General features: G+C 36.6%; 3 protein-coding genes. All 3 read right to left on the reverse strand.

The window, feature by feature from the left end; genetic code table 11:
- Nucleotides 1–54 precede the first annotated feature (54 nt).
- Genes ltaE through E1171_RS04420 form a run of 3 tightly spaced genes read right to left on the reverse strand, consistent with a single transcriptional unit; the run spans nucleotide 55 to nucleotide 3,292 of the window.
- Nucleotides 55–1,110 carry a low-specificity L-threonine aldolase gene (gene ltaE, locus E1171_RS04410; protein WP_155204488.1) on the reverse strand — a complete coding sequence of 352 codons (1,056 nt, stop codon included), beginning with the start codon at nucleotides 1,108–1,110 and terminating at the stop codon, nucleotides 55–57.
- A complete protein-coding gene (locus E1171_RS04415; protein ID WP_155204490.1) occupies nucleotides 1,107–2,174 on the reverse strand; it encodes a radical SAM protein in 1,068 nt (355 codons plus the stop codon). Before E1171_RS04415 ends, ltaE begins: the two co-directional genes overlap by 4 nt.
- Nucleotides 2,175–2,179: 5 nt before the next feature.
- Entirely contained in the window at nucleotides 2,180–3,292 is a 1,113-nt protein-coding gene (locus E1171_RS04420; RefSeq protein WP_155204491.1) for an aminotransferase class V-fold PLP-dependent enzyme, read from the reverse strand.
- Between the last annotated feature and the right edge of the window lie 112 nt (nucleotides 3,293–3,404).

Consider the following 3,404-nt stretch of genomic DNA (forward strand, 5'->3'; position numbering starts at 1 on the left):
GAATAAAAATTAATTCTTTTATTGAAAAACGTTAGTTCTGAGAAATCTAAGGTATTAAGAGTAAACAAGAGCTTTATTGGATATTTTCGACAAAATATCCAATGCTCTTATACAATCTTCCCTACTGACATCTAAATGTGTTACCAATCGAATTCTTTTGTCAGACAAAGAAAGGAAAAGTAGGCCTTCCTTTTTTGCTTCGGCAACTAGCTGTTGCGTACTGACATTAGGGTCTGTAATATCTAAAATGACCATATTCGTTTGTGTTTTGATTATATCCACTGAAAACCCATCAATTTTATTTAAGCCTAGGGCCAAGAGTTGTGCATTTTCATGATCATCCTGAATTTTTTCTCGGTGATTTCGTATTGCATAAAGCCCTCCTGCCGCCATAATTCCTGCCTGGCGCATAGAACCTCCCAAAATTCTACGTAATCGATAAGCTTTTTTCATCACCTGCTCATTTCCTGCCAGTAAAGAACCTACAGGAGCTCCCAAACCTTTCGACAGGCATACAGAAACAGTGTCAAAACCTTTTGTGAGTTCATCTAAAGGAACATTATAGTAGGTAGATGCATTCCAAAGTCTAGCACCATCTAAGTGTTTGGAAAGATCCAATTCATCAGCAGCCTCTAATACTTTTTGAACTTCCTTCCGATCCCAAGTAACCCCTCCACTTACATTGTGTGTATTTTCAATGGAAATTAATGTTGTAGGAGCAAAATTTACATTGTCTGGTTTGTAATGAGTTCTTACAGCGTTAGCATCGTATCTGCCATCACCCGGTAAAACCGTAATTTGAACGGAAGATATAAAACCTGTTGCTCCCGATTCAAACATCCAATTATGCGCATTTTGTCCTACAAAAATATCATCACCAGGCTGTGTTTGCGCCTTAATTGCAATTTGATTTGCCATGCTTCCCGTTGGCAAAAACAAAGCTTTTTCTTTCCCAAGCAAATTTGCTATTTCTTCTTCAAGTTCTAACACGGTTGGATCTTCTCCATACATATCGTCTCCTACCTCTGCATTGGCAATGGCTTTACGCATGGCCTTCGTCGGCTTTGTTACCGTATCAGACCTCAGGTCAATGATTTTATTTTGAGTCATAATTCTTCTACTTTTTTAATAGAGGATTCCCCATGTTTTACAAGGTCGTCGAAATAATCTCTTATTTCTTCAAAATGGGGATAGGCTACCCCAATACAACCACCAAAATCAGGATGTTTTTTAGCCTTCAATAATGAATCAATGACGCTTTGGTCCCAAATGATGTTATAATTTTCATCTATTTCCCCAACTTTTAAGGTGAGGTTTACTGGGCACACATAAACATTTGGATAAACCACACCGAATAATCTTTCACCCGCTACACAATTTCCTACACCTTCAGGAAAGCCCATTACCTCTACTCCCCAGTTTCCAAAATCTTCGCTAACACTTAATTGTACAGATCCCGGATGCTCCTCGTACACCTTTTTCATTGTTTTGTAGGACTGAATAGTGTCTTCCTTAGTCATACGGAGTTCAGGATATATACCTTGAACATCTGCAAAACGATTAAAGCGAATGACATCTACCCCTAATTTTTCACAATGATCAAAATAAGATTTCACACTTTTTTCGGACATATTTTCCCGGCTGAGTGTGAAGGTAAGTATGATCTTAAAGGAGTAATCTCTCTTCTTTTCAAAGTTGCGAATATTTTTAATAGCATCTATCACTACGGTGGGTTGAGTAAGCCCTTTAAAATCTTTTTCTTTGTTTTCCGTCCCGTGGCTTGTCATAATAATGGTGTCAATCTTATTTTTGACACATAAGTCCAATAATTCTTCATGATTGTCTTGTAACAAGGGCCTTCCACTACTCCATGCGGCATTCTCAAAATACCATTCATCGTTTTTATAAAATAATTCAGTCTTTAAGTACTTTCCATTTTCAGCAAAGCTGTCAGACACCATAGGAATGACAGTATAGCCTTTTTTAGCCAAGCCTCTAATCCTCTGAAGCGCTACTTCTGGCTCTTCTACGTGTTCGCTTAAATGATCTCTTTTTAACCAGCAAAACTCGCACATGGCTTTGCATGTTTTCTTCCCCAACCTAGTATCTATATAATAATGCAATTCTGTTTTTGATGGATCTGTATGATCATCATAAATAATGGGCTTTTTCATAAAATTTAAGTAGTTAGTAGTTTGTTGTTTATAATTGTTTTAAGGTTTTTCAGTTCTTCTTTTGTTGTAAGATAGGAGGGTGAAAAGCGTATATAACCATGCCATAATGCTGTGTGAATATTATTGTTGATGAAATGGTCGTGGAGTTCTTTCGTACTTAGTTTGGGGTGCTTTACTGATAATATTCCCGAAGGGCTTTCTTTTTGAATCTTATTTTTCAAATAGGTTTTAAATCCAGCTTCTTTTAAGAAAGTATGAAGATAGCTTACATGGCGAAGTGTTTTTTCTTCTATGTTGGGGGCGGAATTAATAATGTTAATAGCTTCATTTAGCCCCACGATTGCACCAATATTTAATGAGCTATATTCAAATTTTCTTGCATCAGAAAAAAAGCGAATGGGAAATTTCGGAGCAAAAAGGTTGTCTTCCTCTAGGGCATCCATACCTACAAAAGTGGGGGTTATCCTTTGGATAAATTCCTTTGAACAGTAGATAAAGCCAGTGCCTACTGGGCCCATTAGCCATTTCCATCCACATGTGGCTAAGGCTGAAATATGGGATTTTTGTACATCTAATTCTATAAGCCCTGCACTCTGAGCAGCATCCACAAAAAAGTCAACACCATTCTCTTTACAAAATTTACCTATTTCATCAATGGGTGCTCTATATCCGGAAAGGTAACCAATATGACTAAGCGCAAGGATTTTTGTTTTGGAATGAAGATGTGATTGGATTAAACCTAAATCAATTACTCCTCTATTGGTGGGAATAAAATCTACTTCTACCCCTATTTTTTTTAAACTCAACCAGGGATATACATTTGCTGGATATTCATTATCAGGAATTAAAACTCTATCTCCTTTTTGCCAATTGTATCCATTGGCTATAATATTAATTCCTTCTGTGGTGTTACCAGTAATCCCAATATCCTCTTGGGTGCAGTTAATTAATTTTGAAATTCCGATTTTAAGGGAAGAAATGGCCTCTTGGGCCATGACTTTTACGCCAGCTTTTCCCTCCGATCCGTGTATTTTATTGTAGAGATTTATTTTCTCAATGACTGATGGCTGTAATCTTCCTACACCTGCAGTGTCTGCATAAATTATCGTTGCTTTCAATTTCTAATTTCCTATTAATAATTTTGATAGGTTTTAAATTTTGGCTCACTAACTATTTGTTTTGAGTAAAATTTCTATGTCGATAGGAATAGTAGGTAATTGACATTAAAAT

Source organism: Xanthovirga aplysinae, from assembly GCF_009711365.1.
In the GTDB taxonomy this organism is placed as follows: Bacteria; Bacteroidota; Bacteroidia; order Cytophagales; family Cyclobacteriaceae; genus Xanthovirga; species Xanthovirga aplysinae.